Below are 24,532 nucleotides of genomic sequence, written 5' to 3'. Positions count from 1 at the left end.
GAATGATCGTTGCTTTCCTTGAATTCTGTTATAATATGCAATATCTTTCGACTAGGGGGACTTTTTATGTATAAGGAGATTTTAAGCAAAATTGAACAGCCAGAAGCTTTTCAACCATCTGAAAAAATGTTTTGGCAAGATGAGTATATTGCAAAACAGCTTTTAAAAGCACATCTTAATCCAAACCATGAAGGAGCGAGTAGAGAACCGAAATTTATAGATGCTTCGGTAAGATTTATTTCACAGCTTATGAACAGTGGAGATAGAGTAGTTGATCTCGGTTGTGGACCAGGTCTTTATTGTGAACAGCTGGCAATGAGAGGCTATGCGGTTACAGGGATTGATTTCTCCGAGAACTCTATTGCTTACGCCAAAGCCCAGGCTAGTGAAAGGCATTTACCGATACAGTATCGCTTTGAGGATTATCTGAACATGGATGACGTAAATACGTTTGATTTTGCGACGCTGATCTATTGTGATTATGGTGCATTATCGCCAAAGAATCGCAAGCAGTTGTTAAAGAATATTTATCGCTGCTTAACTGAATCTGGACGCCTATTTTTAGATGTATTTACCGTTAATAAGTATCATTCTTTTGTAGAGGGAAAACAATGGTCAATGAATAATCATGGGGGATTTTGGTCTGCCCATCCTTACTTGGAAATCTCTCATAACAAAAAATATGATGAGGAAATTTCTCTTGAACAAACTTTGGTACTGACTGAAGAATCCGCTGATGTGTATCACATTTGGTATCAATACTTTACTAAGGAGCGGTTGATAAGAGAGCTCCGAGATGCTGGATTTAAAGTAATTAATGAGTATAGTAATGTGGCTGGAGAGCCTTACACTGATAGAAGCGAGACAATGGCTATCCTTGTTCAAAAATAATTTTTAAAAATATTCTATTTCTTTTCTTGCGAGAGGAGTACAATGGAAGTAATTTTAATACATGTATTGGTTGAGGGGGAAGATTAGATGTTTGGCATCACAAGTTTTACGGTGTTTTTAGCCGCCGCGATTATTATGAATATTACCCCTGGGACAGATACGATGTATATTGTCTCACGGAGTGTCTCACAAGGTAAGAAGGCAGGGTTATACTCTGTTCTTGGTATATCTACAGGAGCAATGGTGCATACATTTTTAGCTGCTATCGGATTATCTCTTATTCTTACAACCTCAGTCATTTTATTTACTATTGTAAAGATGATTGGTGCGGCGTATTTAATTTATCTTGGCGTACGTATGGTCATTCAAAAATCCTCACAATTTGAAGTTAAAAAGACGAAACCTTTAACTGCAAGGAAAGTGTTTGCTCAAGGTTTACTAACCAATCTAACCAATCCAAAAGTGGCGCTTTTCTATATTTCATTTCTACCCCAATTTATATCTGTAGACAATGGATATGGCCCACTTCCTTTTATCATCCTTGGTATGACCTATGTTGTAACAGGAACCATTTGGTGTTCGATAGTCGCGCTTTTTGCCTCTACAACAACGAAAAAACTTAGAAATAATCCTAAAGCAGAATTTATCATTAATAAGGTAACGGGCATGATCTTTGTCGGCTTAGGTATTAAGCTTCTCCAAACAAAGGCATCCTCATAAAGAAAGGAGCAGAACAAACTCTGCTCCGTTTTTTCATCCATTACAATATTCCCCATTTACAAAGAAGATTAAATAAATTATAGTTATTAAAGAGTGTTTATATCTATAATTAAAAAGGGGTTATTACTTATGAATGAAAAAGTAAAAAGAAAGATTAGTCATCTTGAAAATATTGATCGTTTTTCAGCTGAGGAATTATTTCAATACCTCCCCCTCAATCATAGTGACGTCGTATTAGATATAGGAGCTGGTGCAGGATACGTAGCGCTACCTATAGCAGAAAGGGTAGATTTGGTTTATGCACTTGATTTGGATGAGGAAATTTTAAACTATTTGCAGCTAACAGCAGAGAAGAGAGGGATCACAAATATTCAGCCCGTAATAGCTAATTTTAAAGACATACCATTAGCAGATGAACAAGTAGATATTGCGATCGCTTCAATCTCGCTACATGAAGTAAAACCATTATCCGCTGTACTAGAAGAAATCAAGCGTACCTTAAAATCTCGAGGTACATTCTTATGCATTGATATTGAAAAAACCGCAGATGCCAGAGGACCGAGAGTATCATCTGGGGATATGATGAAGGCAATGGAAAATGCCGGTTTTAGCGATATGAAAATGACCGTTTCTCCACAGAAATTAGGAAGTGAGCCGGTTTATATCATTAGGGCAGTAAAAAAATAATGAATGTTTACATGTAAAGCAACAGTAAACTAACATCCATTACAAATAGTCGTATATATAAAATAAGGCATGATTGAAACGTGAAATATCCGTATCCAACAAAGCTTTTTTAAACAGCAATTCAATAAGGAAAAGTAGTCCTACATCCCTTTAATTAAGGGGCACTTTTTTCTTATCTTAATTAGATAAGTCCCCACAAAAATTTCTCGTTCCACGTGAAACAAACGGTCCATCTTATGAGGGTTTTGTTAGCTGAAATGGTAAAATAGAGGCAGGGGAGAAAGTTTCTGTAATAATGAAGGTGGTTTGCTCAATTGCTCATTTTATATATACTTCTTATTTTAGTTGCATCTATATTACAGGCGAGTACGGGATATGGATTTTCTATTTTAGCGACGCCGTTTTTACTGCTGTTTTTTGAGCCGATGGAGGCCATTCAAATCAACTTAATCTTATCTTTGTTTATTTCGATTGTCATGATAGGGAAAGTCAAGGTCGATGTTGATCAAAAAGTGTTAAAACGACTCATCATCGGCAGTATTTTTGGTTTACCTTTAGGGATGGTCATTTTTCTTTGGTTACCGCTTAACTGGCTAAAACTAGGGATAGGTATTCTAATTTTGGTTTTGACTGTGTTGATGATTGCTCAATTGAAGATGAAGCAAACGAGAAATAGAGATTATGGCGCTGGTGGGCTATCTGGAACATTAACGACAAGTATTGGGATGCCTGGTCCGCCGTTATTATTGTATTTCTCGGGCACCAAAACGAATATGGAAATTCTCAGAGGAACGACAATTGCTTTTTATTTATATATTTATGTAATCAGTCTGACTATCCAAATGGTTGTCGCCGGTACCACACAAACAGTTTGGCTCGCTAGTTTGGTTGGAGCTCCTGTGGCACTAATTGGCATATTTTTAGGACAATTATTATTTAAAGTCATGAGCCAAAAGTTTTTCTCAATTATTTCATACTCCATCCTTTTATTTACTGGATTATACTTATGTATTAACCAATTATTTCTCTAATGCTGCATGGGAATGAGGAGGGAAAAAAGGCTGGTGAGGGGTTCGATTTCGCACGTCTCACTCAGCCTGTCTTTCAAGTATGGATTAATGAATGGCAAATTCTTTGTTTAATAGGGACTCAAATGCTTTAATATTTTCATTAAAGTCCGGCAGTTGTTTTGTTTCTTCTGCTTGTTTGATCAAGCTTGTGACAAGATCATTTACTGGAGTAGATACTTGTAGGGCGTTCCCTTTTGTTGAAATGTAACCATTAATATAGTCGACTTCTGTTTGTAATCCTTTTTCTAAATCTTGTAGCATACTAGCTTTGAGCAGTGCTTGAGGAGCAAATGCTTGTTTAGCAACTTGGATGACCATTGGTAGGTTGCTCTTGTCTTCGCTAATAGAGAAGATACCTACATTTACACCCGCTAGTTCGCTAAATTGAATGTTATTCGCGTATCCAACTTTTAACGTTTCATCAGCTAACATCACTGCACTTGTGACAGCTGCCTCGTTATTCAAAATATCTCCATATGTACAACCTAGTGCTGCCGACATACCGCTCATCGCTACATTAACAAGAAGTTTGGACCATTTTGTACCGATAAGATTATTTGACACGATTGTGCCACCGACATCTTCAAGAACGGTTTTTACTTGATTCACGCGATCAGTAATCTGTCCGTCTAACTCACCAATTTGAAACGCGTGAGCAGAGAATGCCTCTTTGTCTGATGTTAATTGTGATACACCTGGTTTTACCCAAGTTGCACCAAACTCAACAGAACCACCAATAATGTTGGATGAACCAAGTGATTCTACTAAACTTTCTTCTGGAACACCATTTTGTAAAGAGAGTAATATGCTTGCTTCGTTCATATGCGCTTGTAATTGTAGGAGCACTGATTCATTGTATACTTGCTTTGTTAAAAGTAAGACAAGGTCATAAATGCCATTCATTTCTTGTGGCGTGATGGCTTTTACAGAAGCCTGCAAGTTTACCGTCCCCACAACTGTTGCGCCGTTACTGTTTAAGGCATTGATATGATCAGTATTCACATCGATGCATTCCACATGATGTGCCCCTTTTGATAAGTGTGCCCCAATAATCGTCCCTAAAGACCCTGTTCCCATGATCGCAATTCTCATTATGTATCCTCCTAAAATATTTAGCTATAAAGCACTAACATAATAGTTAATCATACCGAAATAAATAAGAGAAATAAAAGAAAAAAAACCCAAATAATAGGCTTAAAGTCCTTGTTTTTGGATTAATTTAGGAGGAAAAATAATTGGGTACGCAAAAGAACGAATTATTAAGAGTTCATAAAGTGAATATGTGGGGATTGATGACATTAGCTGTTTTATTAGTCTTACCTATTGTTATTGACCGAGGTTTGAGCGATACAATTGTCATTATGTGTGCTGGGATTTCTGTCATTGTCATGGCTATTGTTCTGTACTTTTTGCGTATCAATGATTACGTAAAGGGCTTTTTGTATGCTGCTATACCAAACCTCATTGTGATGATGCTCTTTTTTGTGGACGGATATGCTTTGAATAAGCATTATATTTTATTCTTAACGGTTGCAATGGTGGTGCTGTATTTTAAGAAAGAAATGATTGTTGCTTTTTCTGCATTCTTTAATATTAGTTTTATTGCTACCTACTTTATAATTGGCCATCAGTTATTAGGAGAAAGTAATAGTGTCCGGAGTATTTTTACTATTATTCTTGTCACCAACGGGATTTTGTACTTATTTTATTTATTAGCTAGTTGGGGTAGGGAATTGATTGACCAAGCAGAGCAAAAAGAAACGGAGTCAAAAGACCTTCTCATACAGTTGCAAGACACCTTTGGTTCAATAGATAAAGGTACAGTGACTCTAGAAAATCATATTGGACTTTTTAAGCAAAATATTGAAACGATACATGAGTCAAGCCAACAAGTATTAGAAGCTGCTCAACAGATGGCTACAAGTATTCAGGAAGAAGCGAACAGCTTAAATATTGTCAATGATTCTATGAGTCAGTCTTTACAAAATACAAAAGAATCTGTTGCCATTTCAGAAGGTGTCGTAGAAAAGTCGAAGAGTATGAATGAGAAAGTACAAGATGGTTTAACTAAGATAGTCGATGTTACATCGCATATGAATACAGTAAATACAACGATTAGTGTGACAGCATCGACGGTATCAGATGTTCATTCTAGTATGGAACAAGTGAATAAATTATTAGCAGGCATTAAACAAATTGCCGATCAAACTAATTTACTCGCATTAAATGCAGCAATTGAATCAGCAAGAGCCGGAGAGCATGGGCGAGGGTTTGCGGTCGTTGCAGATGAAGTAAGGAAGTTAGCTGAGCAAAGTGCTGAAATCACGGTGGCGATCTCTGAAGTGACGAATACTCTTTTCACTCAGTCTCTTGAAGCACGTCAAAGCTCTCTTGAAGGGGAAGGTGCTGTAAAGCAGGGACAAGCACTTCTAACAGAGATATCTGCCTTTTTCAACGAGATCCAAACATCATTACAAGAAAACAACTTAGAGTTAGTGAAAGGTGTCAATGAAGTGTCCGCTGCCACAGAAAAATTTGAGCAAATTCAAGAACAGATTGAAAATATGGCAAATATATCAGAGGAAAACGCTGCAGCTACAGAGGAAATCGTTGCCATCATAGAAGATGAACATGAGATGGTGTCAAAAGTAAACCATTCGGTAGCGGATATTAATCATTTGAGCATCCAGTTAAAAGAGTTAGCTTCAAGCAAACAAGCTTGACATTGGTAATTATGCTCTGATCAAAAGGTTGTGCGAAAAAAGGACCAATTTTCCATAGAGTTTATATTGACAGACGCTATTAAACTATTGTAGCCTAATAGATATCAAATTGAATAAACCTCACTTTTTCTGGTGGGGTAGAGGCGCGGTATTTAACAGTCTTTAGTAGAGTGATAAGGCATGATGAAACTAAAGAGAAGGAAATATCGCCGAAATGTGCTATATCCGTTTGTATAGCATGTTGGGTCTGCAGTGAATAATTGCAGGACTGTCTTAATAAATTTACCCGGTTTATTAAGGTGCACTATCTCTAAAATGGGAAAAGTAGAGGATTTAGGCGGAAGAATAACAAGGACCTGAGTTCATCTCAGGTCTTTTTTTGTTATTCTTTTTCTTAATTCGGAATAGTTTAATTAGTAGAAAAATATATTAGGGGGAATAGAAATGAAAAAGAGATTTGCTTTACTAGTTATGGCTTTAGTAATGAGTATGTTTCTAGCTGCTTGTGGTTCAAATGATGAGGCTGAAGGAAGCACAGGTTCAGGTGGAGAAGATAAAGACGTGTTTCGTGTAGGACTAGAGGCGGGTTATGCGCCATTTAACTGGACGCAAATGGATGATAGCAACGGCGCAGTTGCAATTGAAGGTAATTCAGAGTTTGCAGGCGGTTACGATGTTGAGATTGCGAAGAAGATAGCAGAAGGTTTAGGAAAAGAGTTAGTAATTGTGAAAACAAAATGGGATGGTTTAGTACCATCATTAAGTTCAGATAAAATTGACGCCATTATTGCTGGTATGTCACCAACAGCAGAACGAAAAGAGACGATTGATTTTTCTGATAACTATTACGAATCTGATTTAGTCATGGTAGTGAAAAAAGGTAGCGATTACGAAAATGCCACATCCATTCAAGACTTCAGTGGAGCAAAGGTTACTGCCCAATTAAATACATTTCATTATTCAGTAATTGATCAAATTGACGGCGTACAACAGCAAACAGCGATGGAGAGCTTCCCTGCTATGCGTGTTGCATTAGAGTCTGGAATTATTGACGGTTATGTTTCTGAACGTCCTGAAGGTGTAAGTGCTTCAGCTGCTAATGATAACTTTGCGATGGTTGAATTTACTGAAGGATTTGAGACAAGTGAAGAAGATACTGCCATTGCAGTAGGGGTGAAAAAGGATAGCGACTTAACAGATAAAATCAATGAAATCCTTGCAGATATTTCTGAAGAAGAACAAAAAGAATTAATGGATGCTGCTATTGAGAATCAGCCAGCGGCAGAATAATTAAATGAGCCGGCTGCATGAGATGTAGCCGGTTTTATATCGAGAAGAAGGTTAGGAGAGACATGAGAAATAAACAACTAGGGTAGCGCATCCTCTCCCTTTAAGTAATAGAAGGACTAATTAAACCTTTGAAGCGCAAATCCTTAGCAGATTGATTGGTAATGGCCAATCATGATGAGAGAAAAGGAGATTATGTTATGAGTATAGAATGGATTATTCGCATCGTAGTCGAATATTGGCCAATGTTCTTACGGGGCGCCGGTGTGACATTAGTCATTGCCTTAATTGGTACCGTTTTCGGTGCCTTAATTGGTTTGTTGTCAGGCATTCTTCGAACAATACCAATACCGGAGAATGGCCCTAAACGGTTGTTATTAAAAATAGTGAATTTCTTGTTATCTGCTTATATTGAATTCTTTAGAGGCACACCAATGATTGTACAGGCAATGGTTATTTTTTACGGGGCAGCAATGGCCTTTGGCTATCAAATGGATCCGCTCATTGCTGGTATCGTTATTGTTTCCATTAACACGGGTGCTTATATGGCTGAGATTGTTCGTGGAGGGATTATTTCTGTCGACCCAGGTCAATATGAGGCAGCCCAAGCCATTGGGATGAACCATTTGCAAACAATGATGAATGTTGTTTTACCTCAGGTCATTCGAAACATTCTCCCAGCTACAGGTAATCAATTTATCATTAATATAAAAGATACTGCCGTATTAAGCGTGATTTCTATATCTGAATTATTTTTCCAAACGAATTCAATTGCAGGGAATAATTTCCGCTACTTTGAGTCATTCTTTGTTGTTTGTATTATTTATTTCATTATGACTTATACCGTTACTTTAATTCTACGCTATATTGAAAGAAGAATGGATGGACCGGAAAATTACGTCGTTGCAGGTGAAATGGATACGGCAGAAGATATCAAAAGGAAAACAACAGGAGCATAGGTGGCGGAAAGGAGAGTTGGAAAGGTGAATACAGTTGTTGATATTCAAGGGTTAAGTAAGTCTTTTGGTAGTCATGAAGTATTAAAAGATATTAACTTCTCAGTGAATAAAGGAGAAGTAGTTACAATCATCGGCTCATCAGGGTCTGGGAAATCGACACTACTAAGATGTGTCAATCTATTAGAAAAACCAAGTGGTGGACAAATTATCTATAACGGTGAAAATATCCTCGACGATAAACATAATGTCCATCAATATCGTAAAAATCTCGGCATGGTTTTTCAATCTTTTAATCTATTTAATAACCATAATGTATTGGGCAATTGTGTTGTTGGGCAAGTAAAAGTATTAAAGCGTTCAAAAGAGGAAGCAGAAAAAATCGCGAAGAAATATTTGCGTGTGGTCGGGATGGAGGCTTATGTAGAAGCTAAGCCAAGACAGCTTTCCGGAGGTCAAAAACAGCGTGTGGCGATTGCAAGAGCACTTTCAATGGAGCCAGATGTGATGTTGTTTGATGAACCAACCTCAGCACTCGATCCTGAAATGGTTGGCGAAGTGTTAAAGGTGATGAAGGAACTGGCTGGCACAGGCTTGACCATGCTCATTGTCACCCATGAAATGGAATTCGCCCGTGAAGTATCGGATCGCGTTGTTTTCATGGATAAAGGCGTCATTGCTGAAGAAGGGACACCAGAGCAACTATTCAATAACCCCAAAATGGAAAGAACCAAAGCTTTCCTACAACGTACACGTAACTAAAAGAAGCTTGCCCGATTTAATGATTAAATTGGGTTGGCTTCTTTTAGTTTTAGGAATGATAGCCCCATGTCTGGAACGTTGTTAAAAGCCTTGGAATAGGCTCAGAAGTTCATTTTCTAGTTACTTTCGGTTCTTTGGTCAAAGTTGGGCCGCGACAAAGGTGAATGAACCACATTCGTAAGACCAACTTATGCTGTCGTATTTCCGCTCGGGAATGAATCTTATTTCGTGTCTAGCTCGGAAGGAATACTCTTTTTCCTTAGTTAATGATAAATTTTCTCGTCTATATTCACAGGTAAAACCTTTTTATAAATGGCTTCAATATCATCTTTCACTGCTTTTCTTGGATTATAATGTACGGTTCCATGATCGTTCATTGCATCTTCTGCTAGTTGGGCGATATCTTCATCTGTAAAGTGGTGATCGAGATGCGAGAAATCTTGTGGAATATCAATAGAATGCATTAATTCTTCTACTAACGGAATAAGAGTTTTGGCTGCTTGTTGCATACTTACGGAATGTAAGGATGGATCAATCATGCGTGCAATTGTTGCATATTTTTCTGTTGATGCCGGAAGATTGTAGGCAATCACTTTTGGTAATATCACGGCATTCGCAAGTCCATGGGGGACACCGTAGCGTGCAGACATTGGATGTGATAAGGAATGAACAATCCCTAATCCACCAAGGCTAAATGACATGCCAGCCAATGTACTAGCAAGATGGACTTGCCCTCTTGCTTCTAAATTGTCTGCATGAGCATAGGTTTGTGGTAAATAGGTCCAGAGCATGCGAATCGCTTGAAGAGCAAGAGCATCTGTAAAAGGATTAGCAGGTAATGAAACATAAGATTCAATGGCGTGGACAAGTGCATCAGCCCCTGTAGCAGCCACATGCTTGCGTGGTCATCCTAGCGTGAGTGCCGGATCCACAAACACAACTTTTGGTACTAGATAAGGAGACCCTAGAACAAGTTTTCTACCACCGTCGCTATCTGTAATTACACTCGCAATCGTTACTTCAGAGCCAGTACCAACTGTTGTTGGAATCGCAAAAAGTAATGGTAGTTTATCTTCTATTGGCTTACCGCCAAGAGCGTATTCCAGTACATATCCGGGGTGTGTGACTGCTACAGCCAGCGCTTTGGCAAAGTCCATAGAGCTACCGCCTCCAAGGGCAATAATCAAGTCTGCGCCTTCTAGTTGAAAGCTCTTCATGCCTTCCATAACGGAATGAGCAGACGGGTTAGGCTCGATTTCTGCATAAACTGCATATTCAATGGATGCATCTTCTAATACTTGGGTGACTTTTTCTACGACACCTGATGAAATCAGTCCTTTATCTGTACAAACGAAGACCTTCTTCTTTCCTGTCGCTTTAATTTTGTCTGAAAGCTCTTGTTGAACGACCTCATAACCAAATTTTAAATCCGTTTGTAGATTTAAGTGAAATGATGCGTTCAATAAACTCATTCGCTGATCCTCTCCTTCTAATATTTTTTTTACTTATAAATAGTTAAGCGCTTACAAGGTGATTTCCTTCTTTCTCTAACTAAATTTTAGAAAGAGTGTTAGAATACAAGTAAAAAATGAGGGAGTGAGCTTGTTATGCAAAAATCGCTTGTACAAATAAATTCCCCTGTAGGTGTGCTATCAATCGAAGGAACAGAAAAAGCCATCACAGCTGTTCAATTTCTTGATAGAACGGAAATCGCAGAACCATTGAGGGATGACTCGCCAGATGTAATAAAGGAATGCGTACAGCAATTAGAGGAATATTTTCAAGGGAAGCGAGAAGCATTTGACATTACTTATGAGCTCAATGGGACAACCTTTCAAACGAATGTATGGCAAGCGTTAACAACAATTCCTTTCGGCGAGACTGCCTCATATAAAGACATTGCCGTCATTGTTGGAAATGAAAAAGCTGTCCGTGCAGTCGGGAGCGCTAATGGAAAAAATAAAATGAGTATCATTGTACCTTGCCATCGTATTATTGGCACAAACGGAAAATTAACTGGTTATGCAGGTGGGATGGAAAGAAAAGGCTGGTTGCTTGAGCATGAAAGAAAGTTCAGAAAATAGTATAATAGTTCTGGTAAGTAGAATGTTAGAAGAGGTGACTGGAAATGGAGAGAAAAATCGATGAAATCATCAAGGATCGCCGTTCGATTAAAAAATTCAAACAAGATCCTGTAAGCATAGATGAAATTGTAGAATTACTAGAGGTGGCAAAATGGGCACCAAATCATAAAATGACGGAACCATGGCGTTTATTACTATTCGCTGAAAAAGGGAAAGAGAAGTTTATTGACGCATTTTGCCAAACGCAAAAATTAAAGGATGGGACCATACCTGAAAAAGCACAAAATAAATCCGCTTATTTTCGCTCTATACCGTTGCACTTAGTTGTTGTGATGCCTGAGGACCCTCGTCAAAAGACATGGGATGAGGATTTTGGTGCAGTGAGTGCAATGATTCAAAATTTCCAATTAGCTGCATGGGAAAGAGGCATTGGCATGATTTGGCGTACCAATGATTGGATCTATAATCCTGTCTTCCGAGAAGCGATTGGTGTAAAACCAGGGGAGAAAGTAGTAGCTACTTTAATGATTGGTTATGCCGATCATATTCCTGAAGCAAAGCCCCGAACAAGTATGAAAGAAAAGCTGCAAATTATTAAAGAGTAAAATAAGGTGACAATAAAGGCTAGGGCAGGTGCGAAAAGCAGTTCCTAGCCTTTTTTTAGCTGCTAGAATATATAATCCTTTTTTAAAGTCAATCAAATATGTTTGTAGGAAGAGTAGTTAGGTATACTATTGGTATATAAAATATCGATTAATGGCTGTTCATTTGTTAGGGGGACTAGAGTTGATTATTGCTATTATTTTTCTCTTATTTGTTTCATTCTTTTTTTCAGGGAGTGAAACGGCATTAACTGCAACAAATAAGATGAGGCTGCGAACGAAAGCGAAAAACCATGATAAAAAGGCAGAAAAGCTTCTTAATATCGTCTCAAAGCCAAGTGAGTTTATTACTTCTATTCTCATTGGTAATAACATTGCTAATATCTTACTACCAACACTTGTAACAACCCTTGCTATTCAATATGGGTTTAATGTTGCGCTTGCTTCGGCCATTTTAACAGTGGTTATTATTATATTTTCGGAGGTAATTCCGAAATCCATTGCAGCAGCTTTCCCTGATCGTATATCGTATCTTGTATACCCTGTGATTCGGACCGTTATTTTTATTCTAAAACCAGTGACAGTCATTTTAAATGGCTTAACGGGGTTTATTACCCGCATATTATCAAAGGGGCAGAAACAAGAATCATCGATTTCTAAGGAAGAGCTACGGGCAATGGTGGAAATCGCTGACACGGAAGGCATCTTTAAAAAAGAAGAGTCTCATCGTATTAAAGGTGTACTTAATTTTCACAATTTAAATGTAAAAGACGTGCTAAAAACCCCAAGAATAGATCTTGTTGCGTTTCCTATTACAACTACATTTGAAGAAGTAAGAGATACTGTGATTCAACATCCGTATACAAGGTATCCTGTCTATCGGGAGGATATTGATCGTATTGTCGCAGTTTTTCATTCAAAGTACTTATTATCTTGGGCTGCGGAACCACATAAAACACTAGAGGATTATTGTGATACAGATCCCTTAGTTATTTATGAATTTGCTTCTCTTGAGCGTGTTTTTCGCCAAATGACAATGGAGAAAAAACATCTAGCAATTGTCTTGGACGAATATGGTGGAACAGAAGGAATTGTTACTCATGAAGACATTATAGAAGCCATGATTGGGTTAGAAATTGAAGATGAAATGGATCTTGATACTGAAAGGCATATTCATAAGCTGACTGACACAGAAATCATCTGTAATGGAAAAATTACATTATATCAACTCAATTCTGTATTTAAGACAGATATACCAGAGGAAGATGATGTACTGGCAGGTTACATACAAAAGCAAATAGACCATTTTCCAGCAGTAGGTGAAGTCATTGTACAAAACAATCTTACTTTTGAAATATTAGAAGTAAAAGGGAGGGCACTGACTAAAATAAAAATTACTAAAAAATGATGCTGTGCTTTTAAAGGAGTTTGAAAAAGTGAATAAGCATTCAGAATTGAAATCAATTAAAGAAGTTCGAGCATTTGTTCAAGAAAATAACTTTGCCCTCCTTTATATTTGGAGTGATCAATGTAGTGTATGTCATGCATTGTATCCCAAATTATTAGAGAGTGTGAAGGATTTTCAAAAGATAAAACTAGGAAAAGTTAACTATCAGGTTGTAAGCGAAATAGCCGGTGAGTTTTTGGTTTTTTCTGTACCGACAGTCATCCTCTTTAAAGAAGGAAAAGAGTACTTAAGAGAAGGAAGATTTTTGAGAGTACAGGAGTTTAACAAACAATTAAAGCATTTTATTCAAACTTTATGATGTAAAAAATGCATTAAAAAGGCACCGTTCTTAAATGAACGGTGCTCTTCATTCATTACAATGCATCTTTGATCACTTTCTTATAATGTAAAATCGCTAATAATCCAAAGATGGAATAAAGCACAGTATAGATAACCATGACAATAATAGTTGGTGTCATCATTTCTGTTCCAAACAAGAACCAGCCCGATTTAACAGCGAAGTAACTATGAGACAGACTGAGAACAAGGGGGATACCAAAAGTGAAAAATTGTTTCACGCAAATGCCTTTTAGGAGATCGTTCTGAGTATAGCCAAGCTTACGTAAAATCGTATAGCCATTCTTTTCTTCTTCCCCTTCATCCATTTGCTTAAAGTAAATGATACAGCCTGAAGTGATTAAGAATGTAAGCCCTAAGAAGCCGGTAATAAATAATGTCAAACCGATAAATATTTTTACCCCTTCAAATTCTAATTGTAGGGACCAAGTATTGTGAGCGAAATCCATTGTTTCGTATAGATTATTCGCTTTTTCTATGTCTCCTGTGTTTTGCAGGTTTATTTTATAAAAATGGTTACCTTGGTCTTGGAGATTTAATTGTAAATCAGCATTTAATTCATTTTGCAATTGCTTATATAGAGTGTCATCGACAACAGCAGTTGGTGAGCCACCGTTTGTGAAATAAAAGGGAATGACAGGTTCATCATTTAAACCAATAAAGTCTAGTTTGTATTCTTTTGCAGTTGTATGCATCACAATAGAGCTATCATGCTTTACTTTCATCAGTGAGTCATACATTGCTGGCCATCCAGCGAAGAACACTTCATTAGGCAAAACATCTAACCCTTCAACAAATTTATCGCTAACTACTGTAGATTCCATCTTCTTTACATCGACTTCTGCTAATTCGGGATCAACAGTTAGTTCAATCAAATCTATCATATTAAAGGTAGTAACTAAGACTTCCATTGTTTCTTCTGTATAAGCGATATTATGATCATTGAATGCCTCTGTTAGCATATTTGCTTCTTTTTCACTATTAGTAGAAAAATCCGCTTGTACACGTTCAAAAGCACTCTTTTCGGCTGAATAGTATTGGATATAAGATAAAGACAGTAAACCAATGGCAAGTGCCGATACCGTTGAAATAACCGTTAATAGTAACGCATTGGATTTCATGCGGAACATAATAGATGATAAGGACATAACATCTGTTATGCTCAAGTAACCACCTTTGCCTTTACGAATGACATTTCCTAAGAAGGTAATAGAACCACGGAAGAACAGGTACGTACCAACAATCACGCTCCCAAGGATGAAAATCATCACTATAAATAATTCATTTATTGAGGTGAAATCCCCACTGAACAGGCGTGATGAAACATAATAACCAGTAAGAATAAAAGCAATTCCTAAAATACCAATAATTATTTCCACAATTGTTACACGTTTGACGGTGCTTTCTGTCGTAGCTTTAACCTTAAACAGTGATAGGATGCTTTGACGATGAATAAAGAAAAGATTGTTCGCCATAATGAGAAGGTAAATGGCAGCGAACACGATTAATGTCTGTACCAACGCCTGAGTTGAAAATTGTAATTCAGCTAATTCATCCATTGAGATTAACTTAAATAAAATCATTAGCACAAACCTGGAACAAAGAAAACCGAGAAAAATGCCAATGAATAGAGAACCGAAATACAATAAGAAGTTCTCTATTGTGAGTATGCGGAAGATTTGCCCCTTTGTCATCCCAATTAGTTGAAAGAGACCAATTTCTTGTCCACGTCGTTTAATAAAAAGGTTGTTAGCGAATAAAAGAAAAACAGCAACAATTACGATGAGTAGGACAGATGCTGCCCGTATAGCCGCTGCACCTTTTATTGTACCGCTCGCCTCATCTAATGCAGGGTCATATTGTAATGTAACAAAGGCAAAATAAAGACTAGAGCTAAAAGCAAGTGCAAAAACATAAAGGTAATAATTCTTCAAATTCTTCTTTAAATTACGCCAAATGAGCAAATTAATGTTCATTTTGTACACCGCCCAAAATGGCTTGCGTCTTCATAATATCCTTAAAGAAATCTTGCCTCTTCTCATCACCTTTGTTCAATTGGGTGTAGATACGTCCATCTTTAATAAAAATTACGCGACTGCAGTAACTCGCTGCAACAGGATCATGTGTGACCATGATAATCGTAGATTTTCTTGTTTCATTCAGTCGCGTTAATTTATTGAGTAAATCAGAAGCTGCTTTTGAGTCAAGGGCACCGGTCGGTTCGTCCGCAAAAATAATACTTGGCTCATGAATGAAAGCACGTGCTGCTGATGTTCGTTGTTTTTGACCACCAGAGATTTCACTTGGATATTTGTTTGCTAATTCTTCAATCCCTAATTCAGTGGCGATGTCAGAAAAGCGTTTATTGGCTTCAGTCCGTGATACTTTTTTGATTGATAATGGCAGTAAAATGTTTTCTTTTACTGTCAATGTATCAAGTAAATTATAATCTTGAAAAATGAAGCCAAGATAATGTTTACGGAATTCCGCAAGTTGTCTTTCTTTCATTTTCGTCATTTCTTTTCCTTCAATACTAATGGAACCAGAGCTTAAGTGATCAATCGTCGAAAGGATATTGAGCAAGGTTGTCTTCCCTGACCCCGATGCCCCCATAATACTGACAAATTCACCTTGCTTTATATGCAGGTCCAAGCCTTTTAAAACTTCTTGTTTATTCCCTCTACTACCGTAGGTTTTATGAATTTTATGTGCTTCTAATATATTCATGTGAATGCTCCTTTTTCTAAGCTTACCTACATTGTAAAGGGATGGAGGGACTTTCTCCTTCGATTCAGCGAACAAAATATCATTGTGTGTGACATTATTGTCACTTCGTTGTCATTCTTATATAAACGAAATCATTCATTTTAGGGAACACAAGTGTTACTGTCGTCCCTTCATTTATGATTGAACTAACTTGAATGTTTATTTTTAATGTATCAGCTGCTTTTTTGGCCAAATAAAGCCCCATTCCTGTAGCAGCATGTCCTGCATGGTCAGCTGTTGAGGTGAATCCCTTGTCATATATACGCGGTAAATCTTTTTGTGAAATGCCTTTCCCTTTATCTGAAATGGTGAGAACGTTAATGTCACCAAGTGCCTGTGATTCAATGGTAATTTCGGATGAGTGACTGTATTTTACTGCATTAGATAAAATCTGCCTAATCACAAACCCAAGCCATTTACCATCACTTGTCACTTCTTTCACTGCAAGATCCAGTTCAAAACCAATCCCTTTTTGCATGCACCAAGATTGCAAGTCTCGTATTTCCCTAAATAATATTTCCTCAAGTGAGACCTTATCAATATAAAGATCATTTTCTAAAGTTGGCATACGTTTATGGTGAAGCTGCTGATCAAGCAGTAAATGAATGCGAAGCCACTCGTTAGCTAAAGCTGATTTCGAGCTTGGATGCTCTAGGCGATCAATGATGAGTTTCATTGCCGTTAAAGGGGTCTTTACCTCATGAATCCATCGCAATAATTCATCTTTCTCTTGTTCAATCTCCAATTTGATCTGTTGATTTTCCACCTCTAATTGCTGCGTTTGTTTCTGAAGACTAGATTCAATGATTTTTTCAAAAGGTGAGCCGGCCTCTTCTAAATAATGGAGATCAAGTCCAGGTGCCCAATTTTCTAATCGGCGGTAGTAGGAGACCTCTTTTATAAACCGCAAGAATAGAAAGATAATGAAAATAACCAGCAGGATCCCAACCATATAGAGGGTCGAATACATTGATAATCCAGGATCAATATAAGCAAATACAATGATAAGCATCAGAGAGAAGAGGAAGAGAAGTATCCAACTTATTCGTTCTTTTAAGAAAGTAATCACCATATTAATAGTCCTCTTCCATTGCCATATAACCTTGTCCTACCTTTGTATGTATATGTTTGCCTAAATCGATTTCCTCCAGCCGTTTTCTTAGCCGGTTCACATTAACGGTTAAAGTATTGTCACTAATAAATCGCTCATCATCCCATAGAGCTTTTATAAGTTCATCACGGCTTAGTGTTTTATTTTTGTGTTGAAGCAATTGTTTAAGAATAAACATTTCGTTCTTCGTTAAGGTAATCTCACCGTGTTCGTTAGAAACCGCATATTTCTCATAATCGATTTTAGCTCCATACCATGTTTGTAGTGTCTGAGAATCAGCCGTATAGTTATAGGCTCTTCTTAATAAAGCTTGGATTTTTGCCACAAGTACATCGAAATGAAAAGGCTTTTGCACAAAATCATCCGCTCCAAGTTGCATAGACATGACCATATCTGTCGGGTGATCACGAGAAGATAAGAAAATAATTGGGACAGTAGAATGGTTACGAATCATACGACACCAATGAAAGCCGTCATATTTAGGCAATTGAATATCTATGATTACGAGGTCGGGCTTAACCTCTGAAAATCGTTCAATTACTTTTGAGAAATCATCAATTCCATTCACGTTATATGACCATTGTTCTAACCTTTCTCTGATCTCCCGATATAAGCTTTCATCGTCTTCTATAAGTAAGAGAGTAAACATCTTTTCACCACACTTGTTTTTCCATATATTATATTAAAAACGAAAGGGAGGACAACCTTCTAGAAAAAAAGAAGACCGTACAGCGACGATCTTCTTATCCGTTATTTTCCGATAGCTTCAACTGTCGTTGCTACTTTCCCGATAACGAGTTCGCTACCAAGCATTGGAGATTCTTTAGGCTCTTCCCCTTGTTTTGGTTCTGGGCGTTTATGTGCTTGTTTGAATATGTCACTTTCCTTCCAAGCTTGGAAGCTATCAAGGTCTTCCCAATACATATTCACATTCAATTCATCATGTTCTTCTAAGTTTTGTGTAATAACGGTTTCCACTTTAATGAAACCTTTCATTTCTTGTAGAGGACCTGGCTTGGTGAAGTTAGGTGCTAATCTTTCAGCAAAACCTTTTTTCATTTTAATGCGATTCGTTACAATATACATCATGATTCCTCCTTTTAGTGATCATGCTTTTATTATAAACTTACTTTCATCAATTCTGAAATTAAAGCCCTTCATTTGGTAAAATAAAGGCGAGAGGTGAGAGGGATGTATAGTGAAGCGTTATTAATTGATGAATTAGTGAAAAGAATCATTGCAGGTGAGTATCTATCGAATGAAAAGTTCCCATCTGAAAATCAATTAGCAGAAGAGTTTCAGTTGCCAAGAATGACTGTGAGAAAAGCGTTACAACACTTAGAAGGTCGAGGCCACCTTTATTCCGTTCGCGGAAAAGGGCGGTATTTAAAGCCTGAATCAGATGTGATTCATTTACACTTATCGGGGGGCGAAAGTTTTACAGATAAAATGCTAGCTTCCGGTTATGATTTGAAAACGGTGAATCTATTTTCCCCAGCTAATGAGATAGATAAAGAGAACCAAACCTATATGTTGTCGAGACTTCGCTATATTAATGGGGAGCCAATTGCTATTCATCAATCGTATGTCAATACAGAGGTTTTCCCTACTATTAAAAAAGATGCGCCGACAATTACATCCATGTTCGCCTATTACCGAGTTCATGGTTTTCATCACTTCACCAATAATGGAGCAGTATTAAGCGTACAATTTCCCTCCGCCTATGAGCAAGAGTTGCTCAAGTGCAATAATATCCTCCCACTTATTTGTCTTGAAAGTCATACCGTATGCGAAGACACTGAAAAAATACTAGAACGAACGTGCATTCTTTATAGAAGTGATAAATTTAAGTATCGGCTCCGGTAAAATGGGGCCGATTGCTTGGTTTTAGATATATAACTAGAGAGAATGATGTGAGAGAGAGAAAAAAACATGATTTGCGCGCAATACATAGTCAAATCTATAAGTATGGTGCGTGTAGCTAAGATTTGCACGCAGTACATAGCCAAATCCAAAAGTATGTTGCGCGAAACTAAGGTTTGCGCGCAGAACAAAGCTAAATCCAAAAGTATGTTGCGCGAAACTAAGGTTTGCGTGCAGAACAAAGCTAAATTCAAAAGTATGTTGCGCGAAACTAAGGTTTGCGCGCAGAACAAAGCTAAATCCAAAAGTATGTTGCGCATAACTAAGGTTTGCGCGCAGGACAAAGCAAAATTCAAAAGTATGTTGCGCGAAACTAAGGTTTGCGCGCAGGACAAAGCTAAATCCAAAAGCATGTTGCGCGAAACTAAGGTTTGCGCGCAGAACAAAGCAAAATTCAAAAGTATGTTGCGCGAAACTAAGGTTTGCGCGCAGAACAAAGCAAAATTCAAAAGTATGTTGCGCGAAACTAAGGTTTGCACGCAGTACAAAGTCAAATCCAAAAGAATGTTGCGCGAAACTAAGGTTTGCACGCAGTACAAAGTCAAATCCAAAAGCATGTTGCGCATAACTAAGGTTTGCGCGCAGAACAAAGCTAAATCCCAAAGCATGTTGCGCGAAACTAAGGTTTGCGCGCAGAACAAAGTCAAATCCAAAAGTATGTTGCGCGAAACTAAGGTTTGCGCGCAGAACAAAGCTAAATCCAAAAGAATGTTGCGCGAAACTAAGGTTTGCGCGCAATACAAAGCCAAGTCCATCATCCTCTTGCGTGAAACCATGTTTTACACACAGTCTCAGTTTTAAACGCTCATATAAGAATATATATTTTGATTGGATGAGGCTGACAACAGTTTGAAGGATATTGTCGCCAAATTTATATGGAAATGCGGACATGATCACCTTGCATGGTAGGGCGTACCAGCCTCTGATACTCCTGGCTTTTGCGGCGGAATAATTATACCCGTAGAGGCTCGATGTCAAAGGGTATCATGAAATTAAGCTCATAATTGAACAATAACCTTAACGGAATATGGTAGATAATCGCTTGATAAGCAAGAGCAACCACCGACCACCGATCTACTCACCCTACTAGCTGACAACCACATTAATAACCTCAAAAAAGCAGCTCCAGCTCGAAACCATTATAGCTATATTCATTTTCAAAGACCCCTCACCACAAAAAAAAGGAGAGGGGTTTTTTTGCAAGGGTTAATTCTATAAAGGTGTCCGCCATGTAAATCCTTATTTACACAATATTAAAAATAAATTAAAACACAACAGCTTGGCGCCAAGTTACGATGAACTTGCGAGAGGAGGTAGGGAGATGAATCGAAAAAGAAGAACAACGATTTTAGTGAAGGCGGGAGCCTCGTTGGCTAAGGAGATGGCGAGAGAGGTGACCGAACATTACGACGTAAAAGAAATAGTTGCACCGAGAAACGGTTTAACAATGCTGAAGGTAAGAGAAACAGCCAAGCGATCCCTATTTTATCTAGGGGAAGTATTAATGACGGAGACGATGGTAGAAATAGAGGGCAGTATAGGTAAGGGAATGGTCATCGGTCTAGAAGAAGAGTGGTCTCGTGACCTTGCCATCATTGATGCCGCTTATGGCGCGAAATTGCCGATTATGGCGAGATGGAATCAACTTCTCCAAGCGAAAGAAGAAGCAATCATCGATCAGGAAAACAAAGAGCAGGCACACTTAATGGAAACAAAAGTGTCCTTTGAAACGATGTCAATTTAAGGGAGTGAAAATAATGCCACTTGATTATGTCCATGACACACAAGCTGTTTTTCGCAAGGTAATGGATGGCATGGCACAGCCTGGTAAAACAAATAGTTTAGCTAAGCAAATGATTCAAATTGACCATCCAATTGATTGTTATCATTCTACCTTTTTAACGATGGTCACCTTACTCGATAGCGAGGCAACTTTCCATATTAAAGGGAACCATACGTCACTCGTCCAAAGAATCTCCCAACTGACATTAGCCAAGCATGTGGAGGAAAGTGAAGCCGATTTTATCATCATTACAGCTGATTTACCACAAGCTGGTCTAATAAGCGCTATCCAATCGGCGAAAAAAGGGAGTTTAATCGACCCTCAACTTTCTGCCACCATCATTATTGAGACCCCAGAGTTGTCATCAGGACAAGAATGGCTATTAAAAGGACCGGGGATCAAGAAGGTTAAGCGTTTAAAGCTCGCTTATTCTCAGACAATCAACCAAGCACGTGAAGAGAAAAATCAAGAATTTCCGCTAGGAATCGATATCGTGATAACAGACCAAGTAGGTAAGCTTGTTTGTTTACCAAGGACAACAGTAATCAGTGAGGTGAGTAAGTAATGGGATATGTTGCCGTTAAAGGAGGGACAGAGGCTATCGAAGCCTCCATTGAACGCCTTCGTTATAACCGGCTGAAAGGTGAAAGGCATATAGAAATTGAAACAATTCTTGCCACGATGAAGGGTTTAGTAGATCAGGTGATGTCTGAAGCTAGTCTGTATGCGCCTATGTTAGCTGCGCTGGCTATTAAACAATCGGAAGGGAATATGGAGGAGGCCGTATTTACCTTGCGTGCCCATCGTTCGACATTACCACGATTGTATTATAGCGAAGCAATTCAGACAGAAGATATGCGCATTTCTAGGCGGATCTCTTCTAGTTTTAAAGATATCCCTGGTGGACAAATATTAGGAGCAACAACGGATTATACACATAGATTGTTAGATTTTGATTTATTAATAGAGAATCAACAAGAAGAGAAACAATGGTTGCAGCATTATAAAGAAAAAATCGATCAGCTGAGAGAGCAGCCATCATCACAAATTTTCCCTAAAGTTGTGGAATATTTAAGGAAAAACGGTCTTGTGCAAACTTATGTAGATGATAATCGCGAGCCTTTTGATGTCACAAAGAAGAGCCTCCAATTTCCTGCCAATCGAAGTGCAAGGTTGCAGACATTAACAAGGGGACAGACAGGTGCAGTTACTTCTCTTGGTTATGCTTCTATGCGGGGATACGGTCAAGTTCATCCCAATGTAGGGGAGTTGAGGGTGGGTATGATGCCTATTCACATCTCATCGCCACATGAATGTGAGGAAGAGCATTATTATATAGGTGCTATTGAAGTGACAGAAGTGGAATCATTTGTGCCGGTAAAGGGCGCGAGTGAGGAAAGTGAAGAAGCCCTCGACTTTGAAATCGGCTATGGGATGTGCTACGGGCAAAATGAGACAAAGGCGATAGCGATGAGTATTTTAGATCAATGCTTGCAGCACCCATCACCTGATTTTCCTACACATGACGAGGAGTTTGTTTTATTGCATATTGATTCCGTTGAATCGACAGGGTTCATTTCGCATTTGAAACTTCCTCATTATGTGACTTTCCAATCTAAGCTCGATCGTGCAAGAAAAGGACAGAAAGGAGAGTAATAATTATGACAAGACTCCATCATTTTGCTTTCTTCGATGAAGGCTCAAAAAAAGAGATTAGAAGAACGATCTTAAAAGCGATTAGTATTCCAGGTTATCAAGTGCCCTTTTCTTCGAGGGAAATGCCTATCGCTAGAGGCTGGGGTACAGGTGGATTACAGGTGACGCTATCCATCATTGGCAAAGACGATGTATTAAAGGTGATTGATCAAGGGTCAGATGAATCGGTTAATGCAGTCAATATCAAAAAACTAGTTGAAAAAACGACAGGCATTGCCATTACGGAAGGAACGGCAGAAGCAACGATTATTCAGTCAAGACATCGCATCCCTGAGCAGCCTTTAACAGAAGGTCAAGTGCTCGTCTTGCAGGTCCCTGCTCCAGAACCATTGCGGTCAGTAGAAAAGAGTGAAAGACAAACGAAAATTCTCCATGCGGAAGAAGAATACAGCGGTGCTTGGCTACAGTTATTTGAACAAATTATGAAATATGGTCAGACCAAAACAGGGGCGGACCACCCCGTCTATGTAGCTGACCGTTATGTGATGGCACCGAGTCCTATTCCCCGATTTGATAATCATAAAATGAATCATTCAGAAGCACTTATTTTATTAGGGGCAGGACGAGAAAAGAAAATTTATGCGGTTCCACCTTATACAGATGTCCGTTCATTAGCATTTGAGGATTACCCATTTACTGTCGAATCTTTCGCAGAACAAGCTTGTCATTTATGCGGGTCAACCGATACGTTTTTGGATGAGATCATAGATGCAGATAAGGATAAGGTGTATTACCAATGTAATGATTCTCACCATTGTTTAGCACAAGTAAATGGGGCGATTCAAGGAAAAGGGGATATAAGCTATGCGTGATGAACCTATCTTACAAGTCCAGCGATTAGAAAAAGTGTTTGGAAGAAGCTGTAGTCATTGTCAGCATCAAGATACGAGACAGTTAGAAAAGAATTTTTGCCCTTATTGTGGGACAGTGTATGCCTGTCGAAATATCTCGTTTGAATTATTTCCCGGGGAAATATTAGGGATTGTTGGCGAAAGTGGGAGTGGGAAATCTACGCTTATGCAATGTTTATATTTTGATGAGACTGCGACAGGTGGGGAAATGTTTATCAACCATGAAGATTTTAAGGAGAAAAACATTTTTGCTCTTTCTAATCAGCAAAAAAGATATGTGCGCAACCATATCCTCGGAATGGTTTATCAAAATCCAGCAAAAGGGTTGAAGATGAACTTTTCCTCTATTGGAAATATCGCTGAGAAACTCATTGCAGCAGGCAATCGCCATGTCGGTGAAATGGAGCGTGTCGGAACGGAATTGCTCGACAAAGTCCATCTTCCCCTTTTTAGAATGAAAGAAGAACCCAAGCGGTTCTCAGGGGGAATGCAGCAGCGTGTGCAGATTGCAAAAGCCCTTTCTAACTATCCTCCTATTCTTTTCTTAGATGAAGTAACGACCGGGTTAGACTTATCTGTGCAAGCCAGTGTCCTTGATTTAATTAAAACGATTCAACGTGAGATGGGTATCAGCATGATTGTGGTATCGCATGACTTAGCCGTTATTCGTATGCTAGCTGACCGCACAATGGTGATGTTAAATGGGGAAGTAATCGAAAAAGGGCTAACAGATCAAATCCTTGAAGATCCTCAAGACGCTTACACACAACAGCTTGTTTATTCGTTGCTATAAAAG

27 protein-coding genes and 1 riboswitch are annotated in these 24,532 nt (G+C 38.3%); of the genes, 18 read left to right on the top strand and 9 right to left on the bottom strand.

From position 1 onward, the window contains the following. Window positions 1-66: 66 nt before the first annotated feature. The 4 genes from LCM23_RS10495 to LCM23_RS10480 all read left to right on the top strand — a co-directional run bounded on the left by LCM23_RS10495 (window position 67) and on the right by LCM23_RS10480 (window position 3,329). Window positions 67-891 (top strand): class I SAM-dependent methyltransferase, encoded by an 825-nt coding sequence (locus tag LCM23_RS10495; protein ID WP_224936898.1) that lies wholly within the window; start codon window positions 67-69, stop codon window positions 889-891. A gap of 87 nt (window positions 892-978) precedes the next feature. Next, window positions 979-1,611 carry a LysE family translocator gene (locus tag LCM23_RS10490; protein ID WP_224936897.1) on the top strand — a complete coding sequence of 211 codons (633 nt, stop codon included), beginning with the start codon at window positions 979-981 and terminating at the stop codon, window positions 1,609-1,611. Window positions 1,612-1,740: 129 nt separating this feature from the next. Next, entirely contained in the window at window positions 1,741-2,298 is a 558-nt protein-coding gene (locus tag LCM23_RS10485) for a class I SAM-dependent methyltransferase (RefSeq protein ID WP_224936896.1), read from the top strand. A 314-nt stretch (window positions 2,299-2,612) separates the two neighbouring features. Then, window positions 2,613-3,329: a sulfite exporter TauE/SafE family protein gene (locus LCM23_RS10480; protein ID WP_224936895.1), complete on the top strand. Its 717-nt coding sequence runs from the start codon at window positions 2,613-2,615 to the stop codon at window positions 3,327-3,329. Between the two features lie 84 nt (window positions 3,330-3,413). Here the strand turns inward: LCM23_RS10480 and LCM23_RS10475 are convergent, their stop codons facing one another. Further along, window positions 3,414-4,460 (bottom strand): ketopantoate reductase family protein, encoded by a 1,047-nt coding sequence (locus tag LCM23_RS10475; RefSeq protein WP_224936894.1) that lies wholly within the window; start codon window positions 4,458-4,460, stop codon window positions 3,414-3,416. Between the two features lie 143 nt (window positions 4,461-4,603). Between LCM23_RS10475 and LCM23_RS10470 the strand changes: the two genes are divergently transcribed. From LCM23_RS10470 to LCM23_RS10455, 4 genes are all read left to right on the top strand, one after another. Next, entirely contained in the window at window positions 4,604-6,091 is a 1,488-nt protein-coding gene (locus tag LCM23_RS10470) for a methyl-accepting chemotaxis protein (protein WP_224936893.1), read from the top strand. A 130-nt stretch (window positions 6,092-6,221) separates the two neighbouring features. Continuing rightward, a riboswitch (Lysine riboswitch) is annotated at window positions 6,222-6,406 on the top strand. Between the two features lie 129 nt (window positions 6,407-6,535). Beyond that, window positions 6,536-7,381 carry a transporter substrate-binding domain-containing protein gene (locus LCM23_RS10465; RefSeq protein WP_224936892.1) on the top strand — a complete coding sequence of 282 codons (846 nt, stop codon included), beginning with the start codon at window positions 6,536-6,538 and terminating at the stop codon, window positions 7,379-7,381. Window positions 7,382-7,578: 197 nt separating this feature from the next. After that, on the top strand, window positions 7,579-8,337 hold the full coding sequence (locus LCM23_RS10460) for an amino acid ABC transporter permease (protein ID WP_224936891.1): 759 nt from the start codon (window positions 7,579-7,581) through the stop codon (window positions 8,335-8,337). 24 nt (window positions 8,338-8,361) lie between these two features. After that, on the top strand, window positions 8,362-9,096 hold the full coding sequence (locus LCM23_RS10455) for an amino acid ABC transporter ATP-binding protein (protein ID WP_224936890.1): 735 nt from the start codon (window positions 8,362-8,364) through the stop codon (window positions 9,094-9,096). 263 nt (window positions 9,097-9,359) lie between these two features. Here LCM23_RS10455 and LCM23_RS26310 read toward each other — a convergent pair whose 3' ends face one another. Further along, window positions 9,360-9,989, bottom strand: a complete 630-nt coding sequence (locus LCM23_RS26310) for a hypothetical protein (RefSeq protein ID WP_455738026.1) — start codon at window positions 9,987-9,989, stop codon at window positions 9,360-9,362. A gap of 12 nt (window positions 9,990-10,001) precedes the next feature. Continuing rightward, window positions 10,002-10,568 carry an iron-containing alcohol dehydrogenase gene (locus LCM23_RS26305; RefSeq protein WP_455738025.1) on the bottom strand — a complete coding sequence of 189 codons (567 nt, stop codon included), beginning with the start codon at window positions 10,566-10,568 and terminating at the stop codon, window positions 10,002-10,004. Window positions 10,569-10,703: 135 nt separating this feature from the next. Here LCM23_RS26305 and LCM23_RS10445 point away from each other — a divergent pair, with 135 nt between their 5' ends. The 4 genes from LCM23_RS10445 to LCM23_RS10430 all read left to right on the top strand — a co-directional run bounded on the left by LCM23_RS10445 (window position 10,704) and on the right by LCM23_RS10430 (window position 13,548). Then, complete coding sequence (locus LCM23_RS10445) at window positions 10,704-11,180, top strand: methylated-DNA--[protein]-cysteine S-methyltransferase (protein WP_224936889.1); 477 nt, start codon at window positions 10,704-10,706, stop codon at window positions 11,178-11,180. Between the two features lie 44 nt (window positions 11,181-11,224). Further along, window positions 11,225-11,785, top strand: a complete 561-nt coding sequence (locus LCM23_RS10440; RefSeq protein WP_224936888.1) for a nitroreductase family protein — start codon at window positions 11,225-11,227, stop codon at window positions 11,783-11,785. Window positions 11,786-11,966: 181 nt separating this feature from the next. Next, the gene (locus tag LCM23_RS10435; protein ID WP_224936887.1) at window positions 11,967-13,190 is read left to right on the top strand and encodes a hemolysin family protein; all 1,224 of its coding nucleotides are present in this window, start codon (window positions 11,967-11,969) and stop codon (window positions 13,188-13,190) included. A gap of 28 nt (window positions 13,191-13,218) precedes the next feature. Then, window positions 13,219-13,548: a thioredoxin family protein gene (locus LCM23_RS10430; protein ID WP_224936886.1), complete on the top strand. Its 330-nt coding sequence runs from the start codon at window positions 13,219-13,221 to the stop codon at window positions 13,546-13,548. A 55-nt stretch (window positions 13,549-13,603) separates the two neighbouring features. Here the strand turns inward: LCM23_RS10430 and LCM23_RS10425 are convergent, their stop codons facing one another. The 5 genes from LCM23_RS10425 to LCM23_RS10405 form a co-directional block, all read right to left on the bottom strand. Further along, window positions 13,604-15,562 carry an ABC transporter permease gene (locus LCM23_RS10425; protein WP_224936885.1) on the bottom strand — a complete coding sequence of 653 codons (1,959 nt, stop codon included), beginning with the start codon at window positions 15,560-15,562 and terminating at the stop codon, window positions 13,604-13,606. Next, window positions 15,552-16,313, bottom strand: coding sequence for an ABC transporter ATP-binding protein (locus LCM23_RS10420; RefSeq protein WP_224936884.1), 762 nt, complete (start codon window positions 16,311-16,313; stop codon window positions 15,552-15,554). The genes LCM23_RS10425 and LCM23_RS10420 overlap by 11 nt, the downstream gene beginning before the upstream one ends. Window positions 16,314-16,413: 100 nt before the next feature. Further along, window positions 16,414-17,424, bottom strand: a complete 1,011-nt coding sequence (locus tag LCM23_RS10415) for a sensor histidine kinase (RefSeq protein ID WP_224936883.1) — start codon at window positions 17,422-17,424, stop codon at window positions 16,414-16,416. A 1-nt stretch (window position 17,425) separates the two neighbouring features. Beyond that, window positions 17,426-18,112, bottom strand: a complete 687-nt coding sequence (locus LCM23_RS10410; RefSeq protein ID WP_224936882.1) for a response regulator transcription factor — start codon at window positions 18,110-18,112, stop codon at window positions 17,426-17,428. Between the two features lie 101 nt (window positions 18,113-18,213). Then, entirely contained in the window at window positions 18,214-18,549 is a 336-nt protein-coding gene (locus LCM23_RS10405; RefSeq protein ID WP_095371445.1) for a heme oxygenase, read from the bottom strand. Window positions 18,550-18,654: 105 nt separating this feature from the next. Here LCM23_RS10405 and LCM23_RS10400 point away from each other — a divergent pair, with 105 nt between their 5' ends. After that, window positions 18,655-19,329: a GntR family transcriptional regulator gene (locus LCM23_RS10400; protein WP_224936881.1), complete on the top strand. Its 675-nt coding sequence runs from the start codon at window positions 18,655-18,657 to the stop codon at window positions 19,327-19,329. A 33-nt stretch (window positions 19,330-19,362) separates the two neighbouring features. On the opposite strand, the gene LCM23_RS10395 is transcribed toward LCM23_RS10400, so the two are convergent. Then, the gene (locus LCM23_RS10395; protein ID WP_224936880.1) at window positions 19,363-20,277 is read right to left on the bottom strand and encodes a hypothetical protein; all 915 of its coding nucleotides are present in this window, start codon (window positions 20,275-20,277) and stop codon (window positions 19,363-19,365) included. 430 nt (window positions 20,278-20,707) lie between these two features. On the opposite strand from LCM23_RS10395, the gene phnG reads away from it, so the two are divergent. The 5 genes from phnG to LCM23_RS10370 are packed head-to-tail and all read left to right on the top strand — an operon-like array spanning window position 20,708 to window position 24,529. Then, entirely contained in the window at window positions 20,708-21,130 is a 423-nt protein-coding gene (gene phnG, locus LCM23_RS10390; protein WP_224936879.1) for a phosphonate C-P lyase system protein PhnG, read from the top strand. A 13-nt stretch (window positions 21,131-21,143) separates the two neighbouring features. Continuing rightward, the gene (gene phnH / locus LCM23_RS10385) at window positions 21,144-21,734 is read left to right on the top strand and encodes a phosphonate C-P lyase system protein PhnH (protein ID WP_224936878.1); all 591 of its coding nucleotides are present in this window, start codon (window positions 21,144-21,146) and stop codon (window positions 21,732-21,734) included. Further along, complete coding sequence (locus LCM23_RS10380; protein ID WP_224936877.1) at window positions 21,734-22,825, top strand: carbon-phosphorus lyase complex subunit PhnI; 1,092 nt, start codon at window positions 21,734-21,736, stop codon at window positions 22,823-22,825. Before phnH ends, LCM23_RS10380 begins: the two co-directional genes overlap by 1 nt. Before the next feature lie 5 nt (window positions 22,826-22,830). Then, window positions 22,831-23,697 carry an alpha-D-ribose 1-methylphosphonate 5-phosphate C-P-lyase PhnJ gene (locus tag LCM23_RS10375; protein WP_224936876.1) on the top strand — a complete coding sequence of 289 codons (867 nt, stop codon included), beginning with the start codon at window positions 22,831-22,833 and terminating at the stop codon, window positions 23,695-23,697. Next, entirely contained in the window at window positions 23,690-24,529 is an 840-nt protein-coding gene (locus LCM23_RS10370; protein ID WP_224936875.1) for an ATP-binding cassette domain-containing protein, read from the top strand. The genes LCM23_RS10375 and LCM23_RS10370 overlap by 8 nt, the downstream gene beginning before the upstream one ends. The last annotated feature ends 3 nt before the right edge of the window (window positions 24,530-24,532 follow it).

Origin of the sequence: Cytobacillus kochii (genome assembly GCF_020171845.1) — a bacterium.
GTDB classification, from domain to species: domain Bacteria; phylum Bacillota; class Bacilli; order Bacillales; family Cytobacillaceae; genus Cytobacillus; species Cytobacillus kochii.
The sequence above is the reverse complement of the archived record's forward strand: the minus strand, read 5'-3'. Positions and strand labels throughout refer to the sequence as shown.